Raw genomic sequence first — 16,484 nt, forward strand, 5'->3', positions numbered from 1 at the left:
GTTAAGCTATTTTCATTTAGAAAATGCTTTGAAAATTAGTCGCATGAAAAACATCCTCATTGGTGCTGTAATTACATTGGCACTTGTTTTTATCTTTCGTTCTTGTTCAGATAGTTCAAAAGATAAGTCAATACTAAAAGAAAACTCTATGCTAATACAGCAGCAAATAGAGAACGTTTCAAAATTAATAGTAACTGAAGGGCATTTTTCCGAAGTATATAATTACAAAGATTCGCAACAATTTTTCGGACCACTTTTTACGGCTGATAAAAAGGCCTTAGTGGTGGTAAATGCAGATGTTACCATAGCCTATGACCTTAGTAAAATTGATTTTAAGATTGATGAAAAAAGCAAAACCTTAATCATAAAAAGTATTCCAGAGCCAGAAATAAAACTGAATCCTGATTATGAATATTACGATATAACTTCGGATTATTTTAATGAGTTTACAGCGGATGATTATAATAAGATAAAAAGGAATGTTCGAGCATCATTACTAAAGAAAGTAGAGGGTTCTACATTAAAAAGTAATGCAGAGAATCGTCTTTTAAGCGAATTATCTAAATTTTACATTCTAACCAATTCTATGGGTTGGACATTAGAATATAAGGGTGAAGCGGTAAAAGAAAATTTACCGCAATTAATTAAAGGATAAACATTAAAAAATTAAAGAACAAAACTTTGATTTACTAGTAATAATCCATCATCTATTAAATGACCTAATTTAGGTTGGTCTTGTTTTAGGTTTTCTAAATGCTCACTAATTTCTTGGGCAAATTCAGTATCATTATTCGTTTTTGCCAATTCGTACAATTCTACACAAAGTAGCCAATCAGTAGGATAATTGTTTTTTAATTCTTGAAATACTTTATTTCTAGAAATTGTTGTGTTTTTGCCTTCACGAAAATCCCTTACTTGCTGATAATAGCTTTCTAGTTGTGTGCTTTTGGCATTTTTAACTGGTTTTATAGTAGTGTTGGTGATTTTATGGGTAATTAAATCAAAACTGCCGAGATCAGCAGGACCATTAAAAGCAGAAACTATTCGTTCGCCAACCGCCATGTGATATAATCCAAATTCCGGTTTAAATAAAATAGTATCTCCATGAGTAACTGTGCAATTTTCGAAAGTGATAAGAATTATTTCTCCTCTTAAATTCCGAGTCCCAGTAATAATATCACCATGAATTTTTATCCCACCTTCAAAATCTAAAGTAATGGTTTGTCCCTCAAATATATTATAGGCTTTTAAGTCGCGAGGACTCATGTCTTCAATGGCAATATTAATTCCTTTAAGTTTTCCTATTGGTGAGCCAAAACCATCTAAATGATGCTTGGTGCTATGGCCAACAAGTTCTTTTTCGCGATAAGCTAAAGCAGTTTTTCCAATAGTTTGAAAATATACTGGTTTGTTCTCGTGCTCTATAACACTTTTAAAATTCCCTGAAATTTGAATACCAGTACTTAATTCTATTGTACCTAATTCCTTAGAATTAATTAATTTTTTAATTCCTGATAATCCACCTTTTCGCAATGCCATGGTATTGGCAAATTCTTCTAAAACTTGACTTAAATAAGCAAAATCAGGAGTTACAAATAGTTGAGGTTGCGGTTTGGTAATGTCAAAAGGCGTGTGTGCTGCTTCAATAGAATAAGGTATTTTCTTTACATCATCGGTCATACACCAAGCGCTTTCTCCAATTGAAGAAAGTAAGCCTGCGCCATATATTTTAGGATCTTGAACAGTGCCAATTAAACCATATTCAACAGTCCACCAATGTAAATTGCGAATCAGCGCCATTTCACTTGGTTCACCCATGTTTTCTTGCAAATATTCTATTTGTTTTTCAGCAGCATCAATTTTATCTTGAGGTGTTCCTTGTGCTTCTTTAATAATGGAAAGATGACGAACGGCTTCATATAATTCATAATCTTTAGCACTAGAAATAGCTTTACAACCTATCTCTCCAAATCGTCTTAAATATTCTGCATATTCTGGATTTGCAATAATGGGAGCATGACCAGCACCTTCATGTATAATATCTGGAGCAGGGGTGTATTCTATATGTTCCAATTGGCGGATATCCGAAGCAATCACTAAAACATTATACGCCTGAAATTCCATAAATGCAGAAGGAGGAATAAATCCGTCGACAGCAACTGCTGCCCAGCCAATTTCTTGCAAAATGCGGTTCATGCCATACATGTTCGGAATATCGTCTATAGATATTCCTGTTTTTGCAAGTCCGTCTAAATATGATTTATGTGCAACTTTACTTAAATAATCCACATTTTTACGCATTACATAACGCCAAACAGCTTGGTTTATAGCAGTGTAATCACTATAATTTTGCGGTTTTATAAATTGCTGTAAATGCTCTGGAAGTTTATCTAAAATAGGATTGCTTTCGTAGCTCATATCTAAAGAAATAATTTGGTTTAAAGATACAAAATGCTAGTCATATTTATTAAAAACGCTTTGAGGTATAGTCAAGAAAAAAGCCATAGAAATTAATCTATAGCTTTTTAGAGGATCAAATATTTTTATTTGTTCATTACAACTGGCGGATAGGCCTCTAGTATTTCAGATACAAATTCTTTGATTCTTGCTTCTCTCTTTTCAATTTTTTTGGTTTGGTAAAGTGATCCAACACCTTTTCCTTGCCAAATTAATTGTTTGTCTTTAGCATCAATTAAATCTATATATAAAGAACCTTCCGTTCTTGTGCTTACTTGATTGCCACCGAACATTCCAGGTCCGCCCCAATACCATGGGTTCCATCCCCAACCGAAACCACCGCCCCAGTAATTATTGTAAATATCTACTTGTTCACGTTCTTTAGTGAAAATGCTCACTAGAACATCCGGATTTTCAGAAAGTGTAAATCCTCTAGCCGACATTTCATCATCAATTGCATGTAAAATTCGCTTTTTGTCTAAATCTGAAATTTGTGCTTTATCTATGCCCGTTTTATAAAAAGCGTAGGTTTTATATTCGTTAAAATTTGCATTTTTATCATAATCCGCTACAACGCGAACAGAAGTGCACGAACTCAACATTAGCAGTGTGAGTAGTGGCAACACTAAAATTTTTAAATTTTTCATAACAATTTATTTTTGTGGTTTCTACTTTAAAATTTATCAATAATCATGCCGAAAGAGACTGTTTTAATTGCGATTATAAGTTTTAGTATTGTATCCATAAGGACAATGCCTACAGCCACTTTCACAGCAATAACCTCGCTTTAAATGGTACTTTTCTGTAAATACTTTGTAACCTTCTTTTGATAGATAATAATCACCTTCCTCGATAGGAACAATTTTCTTCATTTTTTAATTTAGTAATGTATTGTAAATTTAATTCTTCTTTTTTAAAAATAGTATGTGGTGGAGCAGATTTAACCTTTAATTATAGCATAATATCTGCGAGTTATCGTGTAAGTAGGTAATAAATCCATAGAATTTCTATGGCATGATTTTAGTCATTATCTTTGAGAAAAGATATTTGTAAAGAATGATTTTAGTTTCCAGGCTTTTTTTTGTTAAGAATTATGTGGGTTTATCGCTTTGGCCTTTTATCATACTTAAAAACAGTTCTTTAAAAAAAGATGCTATTCTTATTAACCATGAGCGTATTCATTTAAAACAACAGCAAGAGCTATTTTTGCTGGCATTCTATGTATGGTATGTTTTAGAATGGTGTTTTCGCTGTATTCAATACATGAATACCTATAAAGCTTACCAAAATATTAGTTTTGAACGCGAAGCATATGCTAACGAACGTAGTTTAAAATATACCGCAGAAAGAAAAGCATATAGCTTTATTAAATATCTTTGAGACTTCAAAGAGTAAGTGGTGAAAAGTGAAAACCAGCAAATAGTACTTCCTATTTTAGATAAAAAAAAAGTATCTCTATTTATAAAAAGAGAGGATAATTTGCACCCCTATATTTCTGGAAATAAATTCAGAAAATTAAAATATAATATACTCGATGCTCAAAAAAGAGGGTTTAAAAAAGTACTGACTTATGGCGGTGCATTTAGCAATCATATTGCTGCAACAGCCTTTGCAGGAAAAGAAAATAATTTACAGACAATAGGTATTATTCGAGGTGATGAATTGCATGATAAATGGCACGAAAATCCAACCTTACGTTTTGCAAAGGCCAATGGTATGCAGTTTAAATTTGTTTCTAGAGATTGGTACAGAAATAAAGAATCGGAAGAAGCTGTTTCACTATTAAACAAGGAATTTGGCATGTTTTATAGAGTGCCAGAAGGTGGCACAAATACATTAGCTGTTAAAGGTTGCGAAGAAATTTTATCAAGCGAGGATAATGATTTTACTGTAATTTGTAGTTGTGTAGGCACAGGAGGAACCATCGCCGGATTAATAAATGCTGCCAATGATGACCAGTATATAATCGGATTTCCAGCACTAAAGGGTGATTTCTTGAAAAAAGATATTTGTAAATTTGTAGATAAAAGTAACTGGGATTTGGAAACAAATTATAATTTTGGCGGTTATGGCAAAGTAACCAATGAATTAATTGGTTTTATTAATGATTTTAAATTAAAAACTACAATACCTTTAGACCCGGTTTATACCGGTAAAATGATGTTTGGAATACTAGATTTAATTGCTAAAGATTATTTTAAACCAGGAACCAAAATTCTAGCGATACATACAGGAGGTTTACAAGGTATTGCAGGAATGAACATACTTTTGAAGAAGAAAAATTTACCAATATTATTATGATTAAAAAGATTGCTTTTTTGATGCTTCTGGTTTTTTTAGCTGCGTGTAAATCCAATAAAAGAGTGGTTTCTAGTACCCACAAAAAACCTGTTGTCACAACAATTAATAAATCTAGCGATGTAAATACTAGTAAAGATGTGTATTTACTTCCTGAAGATTCTGGAAAATTTATAGATTTTCCAATCAATTCGGTTCAAGAATATATAGATACATTTTCTGAAATTGCACAATTTGAAATGAAAGCCTACGGTATTCCAGCAAGTATTACCTTGGCACAAGGTATTCTAGAAAGTGGTTATGGAAGAAGCGCTTTAGTAAAGAAAACAAACAATCATTTTGGTATTAAATGTCATACAGGCTGGGAAGGTGAATATGATTTTCATGATGATGATGAAAAAGGAGAATGTTTTAGAAAATATAATCATCCTATGTATTCATTTAGAGATCACAGTATTTTTCTAACCTCACGTGCTAGGTATGCCTTTTTGTTCGATCTGCGTAATGACGATTATCGCGGTTGGGCACATGGCTTAAAGGAGGCGGGTTATGCCACGGATAAAAAATATCCAAGTAAATTAATATCCTATATAGAACAGTATCAATTACATAAGTACGATAAAATTGTTCAAGATCAGGGGTATGCCGTTACTAAAGTTCCGAAAGAGTATGAATATAAAACCCATATTGTTGAAAAAGGCGATACGCTATATTCTATTTCAAGAACATATTTTGTTTCGGTAGATGAATTGATGAAGATGAATAACATGAATTCAAGTAATTTAGCTGTAGGCCAAAAACTTATCGTAAAATCAGTAAAAAAATAGATACTATAGCATGCAATATAAAAGAAGCAGCGAACTTTTTTCAGAAGCACAAGAATATATTCCTGGCGGAGTAAACTCTCCAGTTAGAGCCTTTAAAGCAGTAGGAGGAACACCAATATTTGTAAAAGAAGCCAAAGGCGCCTATTTAACCGATGAAGATGGTAATAAATTAATAGATTATATAGCATCTTGGGGGCCATTAATTCTTGGTCATGCCTATGAGCCAGTTATAAATGCGGTAATTGAGAAAGCAAAAAAAGGCACTTCTTTTGGAATGCCCACTGAAATAGAGACGGAACTAGCAAAACTTGCAGTTTCAATGGTACCGAATATAGATAAAATAAGATTTGTAAATAGTGGCACGGAAGCCTGTATGAGTGCAGTTCGTCTTGCTAGAGGTTATACGGGTAAAGATAAAATCATCAAATTTTCTGGATGCTATCATGGGCATTCGGATTCGTTTTTAATTCAAGCGGGTAGTGGAGCAGTTACTTTTGGTAGTCCTAATAGCCCTGGGGTTACGCAGGGAACCGCAAAGGATACCTTATTAGCAAATTATAACGATTTAGCTGGAGTACAAGCATTAGTTGATGCTAACAAACGCGAAATTGCTGCCATAATTATAGAACCTATTGCAGGGAACATGGGATGTATTATTCCAGAGGAACATTTCATAAAAGGTTTAAGAGAATTATGTACTAAAGAAGGTATACTATTAATTTTTGATGAAGTTATGACCGGCTTTAGACTTGCAAGAGGTGGGGCTCAAGAAGTTTTAGGTATTGCTGCTGATATTGTAACTTTTGGTAAAGTAATAGGTGGAGGGCTACCTGTTGGTGCTTTTGCGGCTCGTAATGAGATTATGGCAAAATTAGCTCCCGAAGGTCCCGTGTATCAGGCAGGAACATTAAGTGGTAATCCATTGGCAATGAGTGCAGGTTTAGCCATGTTAACCGCTCTAAATAATAATCCAAATATATTTAGAAGCTTGGCAGATAAAACAACTTATTTGCATAAAGGCCTAGAAAAAGTTTTGAAAGATAATGGTATTAAGCATCAAATAAACAGATTTGGTAGTATGATTTCTGTACACTTTACGGAAACACCGGTTGTAGATTTTGCTTCTTCAGCTAAAGGAAACAATGAAACCTTCAAAAAATATTTTCATGGCATGCTTAGAAATGGAATTTATTTGCCACCAAGTGCATTTGAAAGCTATTTTTTAAACGACGCACTTTCCTTTGAAGATTTAGATGCTACTATAAAAGCTTTGGAAAACATAGTAGAAGAATTAAAATAAAAGAAGATCAAGCATAAAGTAATAAGAGAGACCCAAAGGTCTCTCTTTTGTTTAACAAATAAATAACCAATTCTTAAACTATAAAACCAGTAAAGAAGCCCATTAATTTTTCATCTTTGAAAATATTATATGTAGGGTATGAGTGAGAAGTTTGTTGCTGTTAAGAAAAATGCATGCGCTTCTTTTTTGCCACTACCAGCAACTATTAAATTGGTCATAGAAATAAATGCTTGTCTTATATGAAAGTGTTATATGCTATTCAAGGCACAGGCAATGGTCACCTAAGCAGGGCTCGTGATATAATACCCTTACTACAAAAGAAAAATATTGAATTAGATATTTTATTAAGTGGTACACAGGCTGATATTGATATTCCATATCCTATAAAATATAGATTTAAAGGCTTGAGTTTTATTTTCGGAAAAAAGGGTGGTGTAGATGTTTGGAAAACCTATTTTAAGGCTAAATCTAAACGACTTCAAAAAGAAATAAAGAGTTTGCCAATTGAAGAATATGATCTGGTTATTAATGATTTTGAACCCGTGTCCGCGTGGGCATGCAAGCTAAAAAATAAGGCATGTGTTAGTCTTAGTCACCAATCTGCTGTACTGATGACCGGAAGCCCAAAGCCCGTAAAATTAGACCTTATGGGACATTTTATACTTAAAAATTATGCCCCTTCCACAAAACAGTATGGTTTTCATTTTAAAAAGTATAATGACAGTATTTTTACCCCAGTTATCCGCCAAGATGTTCGAAAGGCTACAATAAAAAATCAGGAACATTATACTGTTTATTTGCCATCATATAGCGATACTAAAATTTTAAAAATACTATCGCAAATAAAGCATGTTCAATGGCAAATTTTCTCTAAACATCATGAAAAAGTTTTTCAAAGTAAAACCATTACTATACAGCCAATAACGAATAATGCTTTTATAAAAAGTATGGTATCAAGTAAGGGTGTGTTGTGTGGCGCTGGCTTTGAAACACCTGCTGAGGCACTTTTTTTAAATAAGAAATTGATGGTTATTCCTATGAAAGGACAGTATGAACAACAATGTAATGCTGCTGCGCTGTCAGATTTAGGGGTGCCGGTAATAAAATCGTTGAAAACAAAATATATAAAGCATATTAAAAATTGGATTGAAAGCGATCATAACGTTCAGGTAGATTATCCAGATATGACAGAAACAATAATTGATAAAATTTTTCTAGATACCAAAGGTCCAAATTAAACTAGCGATGTATGGACGCAGAAGAAAATTTAAAATCTAGAAAATTCACGAGTAAAAAATTTGGTAAAAATTTTACATGGGGAGTTTCTGTTGCAGCATATCAAATAGAGGGAGCGCATGATTTACATGATAAAAAACCATCTATTTGGGATACTTTTACCAGTAAAAAAGGTGTAATTCATCAAGATCATCACGCTAAAAAAAGTTGCGATTTTTATCATAATTACGAGGAGGATATTCTTTTACTAAAGAAAATGAATATTCCAAATTTTAGATTTTCGCTATCATGGTCACGGATACTTCCAGATGGAATTGGGCAGATTAGTGAAAGTGGTATTGCTTATTACAATCGTATAATTGATTTTTGTTTAAAAAACGAAATTACTCCATGGGTTACACTATATCATTGGGATTTGCCTCAGGCTTTGGAGGATAAAGGTGGTTGGACCAATAGGGCTATAGTTTCGTGGTTTGAGTATTACACAACCGTATGTGCAGAGCATTTTGGTGACCGAGTAAAAAATTGGATGATTTTAAATGAACCAATGGTTTTCACAGGCGCTGGCTATTTTTTAGGGGTTCATGCTCCAGGAAAAAAAGGCTTGAGTAATTTTCTTCCAGCTGTGCATCATGCAACTTTGTGTCAAGCTTTAGGGGGTAGAATTATAAGAAAATTAGTCACCAATGCCTTTATTGGCACCACTTTTTCATGTTCTTATATAACTCCAATAAATAAAAAGTATAAAAATGTACAAGCAGCCAAACGGGTTGATGCTATGCTTAATAGGCTTTTTATAGAGCCTTCTTTAGGTATGGATTATCCCTATAAAACGGTGCCAATATTAAAAAAAATACAAAAGTATATGCTTCCTAGTGATGTTGAGAATATGATTTTTGATTTTGATTTTATTGGAATTCAAAACTATACAAGAGAAGTGGTAAAGCATAGTTATTTTGTGCCTTATTTGGGTGTTAAAATTGTTGAGGCACCTAAACGAAATGTAGATACGACTTTAATGAATTGGGAGGTTTACCCGAAGAGTATATATAAGATGATTAAAAAGTTTAATGCATATGAAGGCGTAAATAAAATTTTCATAACAGAAAATGGAGCTGCTTTTAAAGATGCCGTTATTGATGGAAAAGTGAATGATGTGGAACGCAGGAATTTTTTTATAAATTATCTTCAGCAGGTATATAAAGCAAAGAAAAAAGGTTTAAAAATTGATGGTTATTTTGTTTGGACTTTAATGGACAATTTTGAATGGGCTGAAGGTTATCATCCGAGATTTGGATTAATTCATGTGGATTTTAAAACCCAAAAAAGAACCGTTAAGGAGTCTGGCAAATGGTTTTCTAAATTTTTAAAGCCAGACTAAATTAGGAACATAAAAAAAAAGCTAGGCGTAGACCTAGCTTTTTAAGCAACTTAACTAAACTCAACAATCTAAAACTACTCTTTGTTTTCTTTTTTCATGTTATGCTTTCTTTCTCCTCTCTTTTTATGAAATCTATTTTTTCTATTATGGTTCAGTTTTTCCCATTTCTCAAACTGATCAGCATTTAGAATGGTTTTGATTTTCTTTTTCTGTGCAATTTGATGATCTAACATTTCAGTTTTCTTAGCAAAACGTTCTTCTGATGATAGTTTTTTCATGCTTTCACTGTTTTCTTTTCTATGCGCTTCCATTTTTGTCATTCTGGATTTTGCATTTTCCAACTGTAGTTCATAAATCTTTGATTGCTGACTTTCATTTAAATCTAAATCCAAAGTCATTTTTTTCGTTGTAAGGGTTGCAATCTGCTCAGGATTTAAATTTCTATTTTCTCTCTTTTGAGCCATTGCATTTAACCCAACGAATAAAACTAAAACTGCTATTACTTTTTTCATGTTATTTTTTTTAATGTTTATTTACTTTAGGACTGTCTTAGTGTAGAATGGTTTAAAGTCTTAATTTTTATTTAACATATAGACATAAAAAAGCCAGCAAATGTGCTGGCTTAAAAGTCTGTTAAGTTTATGGCTTATTCTTTTTCAACGTGCTCCTCTTTTTCTAAAGTTAATTCGTCATTTTCGTCCATATCAGTCATTTCCATGGTTGCCAAATTAGAACTCGTAATAATCGACTTTTTACTTTCCTGCTGTTCAATATGATTATAAAGCACACTGCAGAGAATAAAACACGTTAAATATATAAGGCTTTTAAGTTTCGGGGTCATAATAACAAATTTATAATTTGGGATACACAAATGTAAGAAAATACACACAGATTGTTTATTGTTTGTTGTGAATACTTACAAAAATGTATGTGAAACTATAGTTTTGTAGTATTTACTTAGCTATTTAATTTGTTTTGTGGGAATAAAAAAAGGCATGAATTTTATTCATGCCTTTTTTATATATCTACTTCTATTATGTCTAATTATTATTTAAAGAGACTGTAGTGTTTTGGATTATTTCAGAATTAGAACTTGAAAAACTCTTGATTTCTGTTTTTTCATTATCAGTTATGGTATATACCAAACATGCGAGAATGAAAACTGAAAAATATAAAATGCTTTGTACTTTTTTTGTCATGATTTGGGGGTTTTTATCATTGACTCAAAGTTAAATAAAAGCCTGCTATTTTTTATCTAAATGTTGTCAAATGCGGATTTGTATAGGTCAAATCCGCGTTTGTGTAGTTTAGATTATTTTGAGAGTGTTTATTAGTCTCTTTTTTGGTTATTTAGGGTCTAGTATAGCATCAATACGTGTGATTGCATCTTCTAAATGATATCTACTCATATTGTCAGTTGTTCTTCCTACAGCATTTCTAATAGCTCTTTTAAGCATATTTAATTCTGCTCTGGCCACTGATCTAACATCTGACTGACTTGTGTTTATAGCTGTTGATTTTACGTATGCACTTGATCTTCTTGAGGTATTTTGTGATTCAGCTGTCATTAAATATGCTAATCGCTCAATATGGGCTTTTTGTAAATTTCTACGATAGGTATCAATTTTACTGCCTCTAGATAGTTCTGACCAGATTCCGGTTCTTAAATCTTTCATCATATCAGCTAGCGCATAAGCATCTTTGCCATTAATCGTTTCGTTTTCAATAATACGAGCTATTTTGCCTAAACTTAAAATATTATCAAGTGTTCTTGCCTGTATGGCACGTAATCGCTCTATGGAACCAGAATATTCAATTTTATTAAATATTTCTTGGTCAAGTAACCAAGTTGGAGTTGCAAACAATTCTTTTTGGATGAAATTTAAACTATTTTTCTGGCGTTCTTTTGGTACTGGAGTATATACCGCTCCTTCTTGACCAAATGCTTTGTAATGCTCGTATACGCCTCCAATGTTATTAGAAACATGGCCCATATACCTATTATATTGAGCCAATACTTGCTCGTATAAAGTGCCTAAATCATCATATTTTTTACCATCTTCAGCAATCCAAGTAGCTAAGTTTGGAACAATGCGTTTTAAATTTGCAATTCCGTACGTACTTGCTTTCACTGCATCATCACCTAAATCTTCTGTTTGAGAGCTTGGGTCTACAACATCACCAGCTTGCTGATGACCAAATCTATATAACGGATCTCCAGCGTGTGCTAAAATCCATTGATCTAAGACAGGCTTTTCTTCTTCAGCAGTTTTATCCAATATTGGTCTATATCCCCAACTTATTGCATACTTGTCGTAAATGCCGATTTCTGGCATAAGAGCAACACCTTCATCGCCCGGTTGTGCTACATAATTAAAACGAGCATAGTCCATTATGGATGGTGCGGTACCATATTTTTTAGTAAATGAAGCTGAACGTAATGAATCTACAGGATACGCAACGCTACTTCCCATATTATGCGGTAAGCCTAAAGTATGGCCTACTTCGTGAGACGATACAAAACGTATTAAACGTCCCATTACTTCATTTTTAAAGGTAACGCCTCTAGCATCTTCATTAATGGCTGCAGTTTGTACAAAAAACCAGTTGCGTAATAAGGTCATTACGTTATGGTACCAATTTATATCAGATTCTAAGATTTCACCAGTTCTTGGGTCGCTTACATGTGGACCGTTTGCATTTGGAATAGGTGAGGCTAAATAACGTACTACAGAATAGCGAACATCTTCTGGTGACCATTCTGGATCTTCCTCAGCTGTTGGAGGGTCTTTTGCAATAATTGCATTTTTAAAACCTGCAGCCTCAAATGCTACTTGCCAGTCTTCTATACCTTGTTTAATAAATGGAACCCACTCTTTTGGAGTCGCTCTATCTATGTAGTACACTATTTGTTTTTTAGGTTCTACAAGTTCTCCTTTTTTGAACTTTTCTAGATCTTCATCTTTCACTTCTAATCTCCATCGATCTAAAAAAGTAATTGTTTTACTCTCTTGCGCCTCTAAACCGTAGTCTACTTGTCCTCTTGCAAACCATCCAACCCTTTCATCAAAATAGCGTCTTTTCATTGGCTTTGCTGGTAATAAAATCATAGAATTGTTTATTTCTATAGATATAGAACCTAAACTTTCATTGGAAGGAGGAGCACTTGCCGCATATGTTTTTACATGTCTAGCCTCAACATTCAGTGGGTAACTTTTAACAGATTCAATATAACTTCTATCGCCATCTAATCTAGATACCTTGAAACTTTTTCTATAATAGTCTGGTAAACCAAGTGCATTCACATCTTTTTCAAAAAGATCACTCACTTCAATAACGGTAGCAGGATGTAGCGAATCTTTCTTAAATGCTTTAATGTCAAAGGAATGTAATACTGGTTCAAAATTAGAATTGACTACAGCCTCGTGTACCGGTAATGAATCTGCGGCAACCACATCGTAAGATACGACCCTAAGTAAAACTTTTTTGTCTTTCTTTTCCCAGCGAAGAACTTGAGTGTTGATTTTGCCCCCTCCAAAGCCAATTCCGCTTGCGGTTTTAGAGATACGACTCACCATCAACATTTCTTTATTGAATAATGAATCAGGAATTTCATAGAAGTATTTAGCATCTATTCTATGCACATCAAAAAGACCTTTGTCTGTAATGGCCTCTTTCGTAATTACCTTGTCATAAGCTTCAATTTCTCCTTTTTTAGGATTTGGTTTTTCAGCAGATGCTGTAGTTTTCTTTTTCTTTTTAAAGATCTGTGCTTCGGAAGTTGAAAAACATCCTACTAATAAGAGAGCAAGAAGAGTTCTCTGAAGAATAATTTTAATCATTTGTATTTTCGGTTTAATTAGTCTATTTCAAATAACGAAAATTAATATTTAATTTTTGTTAATGATTTCTTAATCATATTTGCTGAAATAGGTGCTGTTAATAGGTTGAAATATAAAATATTATGTTTTTTATCTAACTTAACACATGCATATTGTTAATTATATATTATTAATGTAACATTTTAAGAAATTAAACGTCTCTTTAATAAGTTCAGTAATCAATACAAAAAAAACTACAAAGTATTAAGTTATTGGAATTAGTCGATTCAAAGCCTTTGATTTATCAAAGGCTTTGTTTCGTTTAAACCAAAAAAAAAGAGAAATCAATTGATTTCTCTTCTTAAATGCATTTGACAAGAATACTAATCTTGTAATTCTATAATTAAATCACTTTCCGTTTTTGTGACTTTGGTAATGCCAATTTTACCCATGGCCTTTATGCTTTTATCCCAAGCTTTATTGCTTAAACCTGATGCGTCTTTTAATTCTGCAAGAGGCATTTTTTTATGCTTTTTAAGAATTTCAAAAATAACTTTTTCATTTTCAGAAAGTTCTACTTGTTTCTTTTCTGGTCGCATTTGAGGGAAAAATAAAACTTCTTGAATAGAAGAGTTGTTGGTCATTAGCATAACCAAACGGTCTATTCCAATTCCAATTCCAGCAGTTGGAGGCATTCCATATTCTAAGGCGCGAATAAAATCTTGATCTATAAACATAGCTTCATCATCACCTTTTGCTGATAATTTTAACTGCTCTTCAAAACGCTCTCTTTGATCAATGGCATCATTAAGCTCAGAATAACAATTTGCTAATTCTTTACCATTAACCATAAGTTCAAAACGCTCTGTTAACGCAGGGTTATCTCTATGCTCTTTAGTTAACGGACTCATTTCTTTTGGATAGTCTGTAATAAAAGTTGGTTGTATGTATAAATGCTCACATTTTTCTCCAAAAATTTCATCTATAAGTTTTCCAACACCCATAGTTTCATCAACATCTAGACCTAATTTTCTAGCAGTTGCTCTAAGTTCCACTTCATCCATACCTGCAACATCAAAACCAGTATGTTCCTTAATTGCCTGTAAAATTGGCACTCTTGGGTAAGGAGCTTTAAATTCTATTTGATTTTTTCCTACGGTTACTTTTGATGTTCCATTGGCATCAATCGCCACTTTTTCTAACAGTTGTTCTGTCATATCCATCATCCAGTTGTAATCTTTATAAGCAACATAAAGTTCCATTACTGTAAATTCTGGATTATGGGTGCGATCCATTCCTTCGTTTCTGAAGTCTTTTGAGAATTCATAAACTCCATCAAAACCACCAACAATTAATCGTTTTAAATACAATTCGTTAGCTATTCTCAAATACAAAGGAATATTTAATGCATTGTGGTGTGTTAAAAATGGACGTGCTGCCGCTCCACCAGGTATGGGCTGTAATATAGGTGTTTCTACTTCTAAATATTCTCTATCGTTAAAAAACTGACGAATACTGTTGGTGATTTTTGTTCTCTTTATAAAAGTTTGCTTTACCGAAGGATTCACTATTAAGTCTACATATCGCTGACGGTAACGCAATTCAGGATCATTAAATTCATCATGAACTTTACCGTCTGGGTCCACTTTAGGTAGTGGTAATGGGCGTAAAGCTTTACATAAAATGGTAAAATCTTTAACCAATACGGTTTTTTCACCAACTTGTGTTGTGAAAAGCTCCCCTTCAACTCCAATAATATCTCCTAAATCTAAAAGTTTTTTGAAAACATCGTTGTATTTAGTATGATCGTCTTCAGGGCAAATTTCGTCTCTATTGAAATATAATTGTACGCGACCTTCATTATCTTGTAATTCGGCAAAAGAAGCTTTTCCTTGTATTTTCTTTCGCATTAATCTACCTGCTACAATTACCTTTTTACCATCCTTATAATCTGTTTTTATACTTTTTGATGTAGTATCTACAGGGTATAATGCGGCGGGATAAGGGTTTATTCCCATTTCCCGTAATTTGGCTAATTTCTCTCTTCTGATTACCTCTTGTTCTGAAAGTTGCATTTTTATACTTATTAAGGCTGCAAATATAGTTACAATGCTCGAATTCATCAATCTGAATAAAAGTAAATGTTGCCAATTACATTATTTCATGAAAAGTGTAACATAGTTGTATAGATTTCGTCTAATTATTACATTCATCAATCAAAATCAATTAAAATGAGTATTTGGAGAGTTATTTTGGCTATTTTATTTCCCCCACTAGCTGTACTAGGGAAAGGATGCGGATCTATTATTATCGTATTTTTATTAACCTTATGCGGTTGGGTGCCAGGAGTAATAGCGGCTTTGGTAATTTTAAATAACCCAGACAATTAATTTATTGGAAATCTTAGTCTTTGTATCTTTGCAAAGATGAATAAAGAAGTTATCCTTACAGATTTAGGCTTGAAAGATTATAAAGACACTTGGGATTATCAAGAGTTGTTATTTAAATCTGTTTTAGACACTAAAATTAAAAACAGAAGAGAGGAGTTATCCCTTGCAACAAAAAATTATTTTCTTTTTGTTGAGCATCCACATGTGTATACCCTTGGTAAAAGTGGAGATATGAATAATCTACTTGTAGATGAAATACAGTTGCAAAAAAAGGGAGCTACTTTTTATAAGATTAATAGAGGAGGAGATATTACTTATCATGGACCGGGACAAATTGTGGGGTATCCCATTTTAGATTTAGATAATTTTTTTACGGATATCCATAAATATCTCAGGTTTTTAGAGGAAATGGTTATTTTAACCTTGGCGGAGTACGGATTAAAAGCTGAAAGATCTCAAGGTGAAACAGGTGTTTGGTTGGATGTAGGTACGCCATTTGCGCGTAAGATATGCGCCATGGGTGTGCGAGCAAGCCGCTGGGTAACCATGCATGGTTTTGCATTAAATATAAATGCCGATTTAGGGTATTTTGATCTAATGATACCTTGTGGAATACGAGACAAAGCGGTTACTTCTTTAAATGTGGAATTAGGAAAAAAAGAAGTTGATATTGAAGAGGTAAAAGAGAAGCTATTAAAACATTTTTCGGTATTGTTCGAAGCTAAATTGATAAAAGATAAAACCGAAGCGTAGACTTCGGTTTTTTACTAGTAA

17 protein-coding genes are annotated in these 16,484 nt (G+C 33.0%); 9 read left to right on the top strand and 8 right to left on the bottom strand.

Annotated elements, in window-relative coordinates:
• The first annotated feature begins 43 nt into the window (after positions 1-43).
• Complete coding sequence (locus B8963_RS06885; RefSeq protein WP_084060652.1) at positions 44-655, top strand: DUF4230 domain-containing protein; 612 nt, start codon at positions 44-46, stop codon at positions 653-655.
• Positions 656-666: 11 nt separating this feature from the next.
• Here the strand turns inward: B8963_RS06885 and B8963_RS06890 are convergent, their stop codons facing one another.
• From B8963_RS06890 to B8963_RS15930, 3 genes are all read right to left on the bottom strand, one after another.
• On the bottom strand, positions 667-2,418 hold the full coding sequence (locus B8963_RS06890) for an aromatic amino acid hydroxylase (protein WP_084060653.1): 1,752 nt from the start codon (positions 2,416-2,418) through the stop codon (positions 667-669).
• A 125-nt stretch (positions 2,419-2,543) separates the two neighbouring features.
• Positions 2,544-3,104, bottom strand: coding sequence for a DUF4136 domain-containing protein (locus B8963_RS06895; RefSeq protein WP_084060654.1), 561 nt, complete (start codon positions 3,102-3,104; stop codon positions 2,544-2,546).
• A 63-nt stretch (positions 3,105-3,167) separates the two neighbouring features.
• Positions 3,168-3,329, bottom strand: a complete 162-nt coding sequence (locus B8963_RS15930) for a C1orf53 family protein (protein ID WP_159447283.1) — start codon at positions 3,327-3,329, stop codon at positions 3,168-3,170.
• 184 nt (positions 3,330-3,513) lie between these two features.
• Here B8963_RS15930 and B8963_RS06900 point away from each other — a divergent pair, with 184 nt between their 5' ends.
• From B8963_RS06900 to B8963_RS06925, 6 genes are all read left to right on the top strand, one after another.
• The gene (locus B8963_RS06900) at positions 3,514-3,837 is read left to right on the top strand and encodes a hypothetical protein (RefSeq protein ID WP_084060655.1); all 324 of its coding nucleotides are present in this window, start codon (positions 3,514-3,516) and stop codon (positions 3,835-3,837) included.
• Between the two features lie 18 nt (positions 3,838-3,855).
• Positions 3,856-4,758, top strand: coding sequence for a 1-aminocyclopropane-1-carboxylate deaminase/D-cysteine desulfhydrase (locus B8963_RS06905; RefSeq protein ID WP_084060751.1), 903 nt, complete (start codon positions 3,856-3,858; stop codon positions 4,756-4,758).
• On the top strand, positions 4,755-5,582 hold the full coding sequence (locus B8963_RS06910) for a glucosaminidase domain-containing protein (RefSeq protein ID WP_084060656.1): 828 nt from the start codon (positions 4,755-4,757) through the stop codon (positions 5,580-5,582). The genes B8963_RS06905 and B8963_RS06910 overlap by 4 nt, the downstream gene beginning before the upstream one ends.
• Positions 5,583-5,592: 10 nt before the next feature.
• Positions 5,593-6,882 (top strand): glutamate-1-semialdehyde 2,1-aminomutase, encoded by a 1,290-nt coding sequence (hemL, locus tag B8963_RS06915; protein ID WP_084060657.1) that lies wholly within the window; start codon positions 5,593-5,595, stop codon positions 6,880-6,882.
• A 239-nt stretch (positions 6,883-7,121) separates the two neighbouring features.
• Entirely contained in the window at positions 7,122-8,120 is a 999-nt protein-coding gene (locus B8963_RS06920; protein WP_084060658.1) for a glycosyltransferase family protein, read from the top strand.
• A gap of 11 nt (positions 8,121-8,131) precedes the next feature.
• Positions 8,132-9,499, top strand: a complete 1,368-nt coding sequence (locus tag B8963_RS06925) for a GH1 family beta-glucosidase (RefSeq protein WP_084060659.1) — start codon at positions 8,132-8,134, stop codon at positions 9,497-9,499.
• 74 nt (positions 9,500-9,573) lie between these two features.
• Here B8963_RS06925 and B8963_RS06930 read toward each other — a convergent pair whose 3' ends face one another.
• The 5 genes from B8963_RS06930 to lysS all read right to left on the bottom strand — a co-directional run bounded on the left by B8963_RS06930 (position 9,574) and on the right by lysS (position 15,395).
• Positions 9,574-10,011 (bottom strand): hypothetical protein, encoded by a 438-nt coding sequence (locus B8963_RS06930; RefSeq protein WP_084060660.1) that lies wholly within the window; start codon positions 10,009-10,011, stop codon positions 9,574-9,576.
• Between the two features lie 134 nt (positions 10,012-10,145).
• Complete coding sequence (locus B8963_RS06935; RefSeq protein ID WP_084060661.1) at positions 10,146-10,340, bottom strand: hypothetical protein; 195 nt, start codon at positions 10,338-10,340, stop codon at positions 10,146-10,148.
• Between the two features lie 199 nt (positions 10,341-10,539).
• Positions 10,540-10,698: a hypothetical protein gene (locus B8963_RS15935; protein ID WP_159447284.1), complete on the bottom strand. Its 159-nt coding sequence runs from the start codon at positions 10,696-10,698 to the stop codon at positions 10,540-10,542.
• Positions 10,699-10,845: 147 nt separating this feature from the next.
• Positions 10,846-13,341, bottom strand: a complete 2,496-nt coding sequence (locus B8963_RS06940) for a zinc-dependent metalloprotease (protein WP_084060662.1) — start codon at positions 13,339-13,341, stop codon at positions 10,846-10,848.
• 362 nt (positions 13,342-13,703) lie between these two features.
• Positions 13,704-15,395: a lysine--tRNA ligase gene (lysS, locus tag B8963_RS06945; RefSeq protein WP_084060752.1), complete on the bottom strand. Its 1,692-nt coding sequence runs from the start codon at positions 15,393-15,395 to the stop codon at positions 13,704-13,706.
• 156 nt (positions 15,396-15,551) lie between these two features.
• Here lysS and B8963_RS06950 point away from each other — a divergent pair, with 156 nt between their 5' ends.
• Both B8963_RS06950 and lipB read left to right on the top strand, forming a co-directional pair.
• Positions 15,552-15,710: a YqaE/Pmp3 family membrane protein gene (locus B8963_RS06950; RefSeq protein ID WP_084060663.1), complete on the top strand. Its 159-nt coding sequence runs from the start codon at positions 15,552-15,554 to the stop codon at positions 15,708-15,710.
• A 36-nt stretch (positions 15,711-15,746) separates the two neighbouring features.
• Positions 15,747-16,463: a lipoyl(octanoyl) transferase LipB gene (gene lipB, locus B8963_RS06955; protein ID WP_084060664.1), complete on the top strand. Its 717-nt coding sequence runs from the start codon at positions 15,747-15,749 to the stop codon at positions 16,461-16,463.
• Positions 16,464-16,484: the final 21 nt, after the last annotated feature.

The organism is Cellulophaga tyrosinoxydans (assembly GCF_900176415.1).
GTDB classification, from domain to species: domain Bacteria; phylum Bacteroidota; class Bacteroidia; order Flavobacteriales; family Flavobacteriaceae; genus Cellulophaga; species Cellulophaga tyrosinoxydans.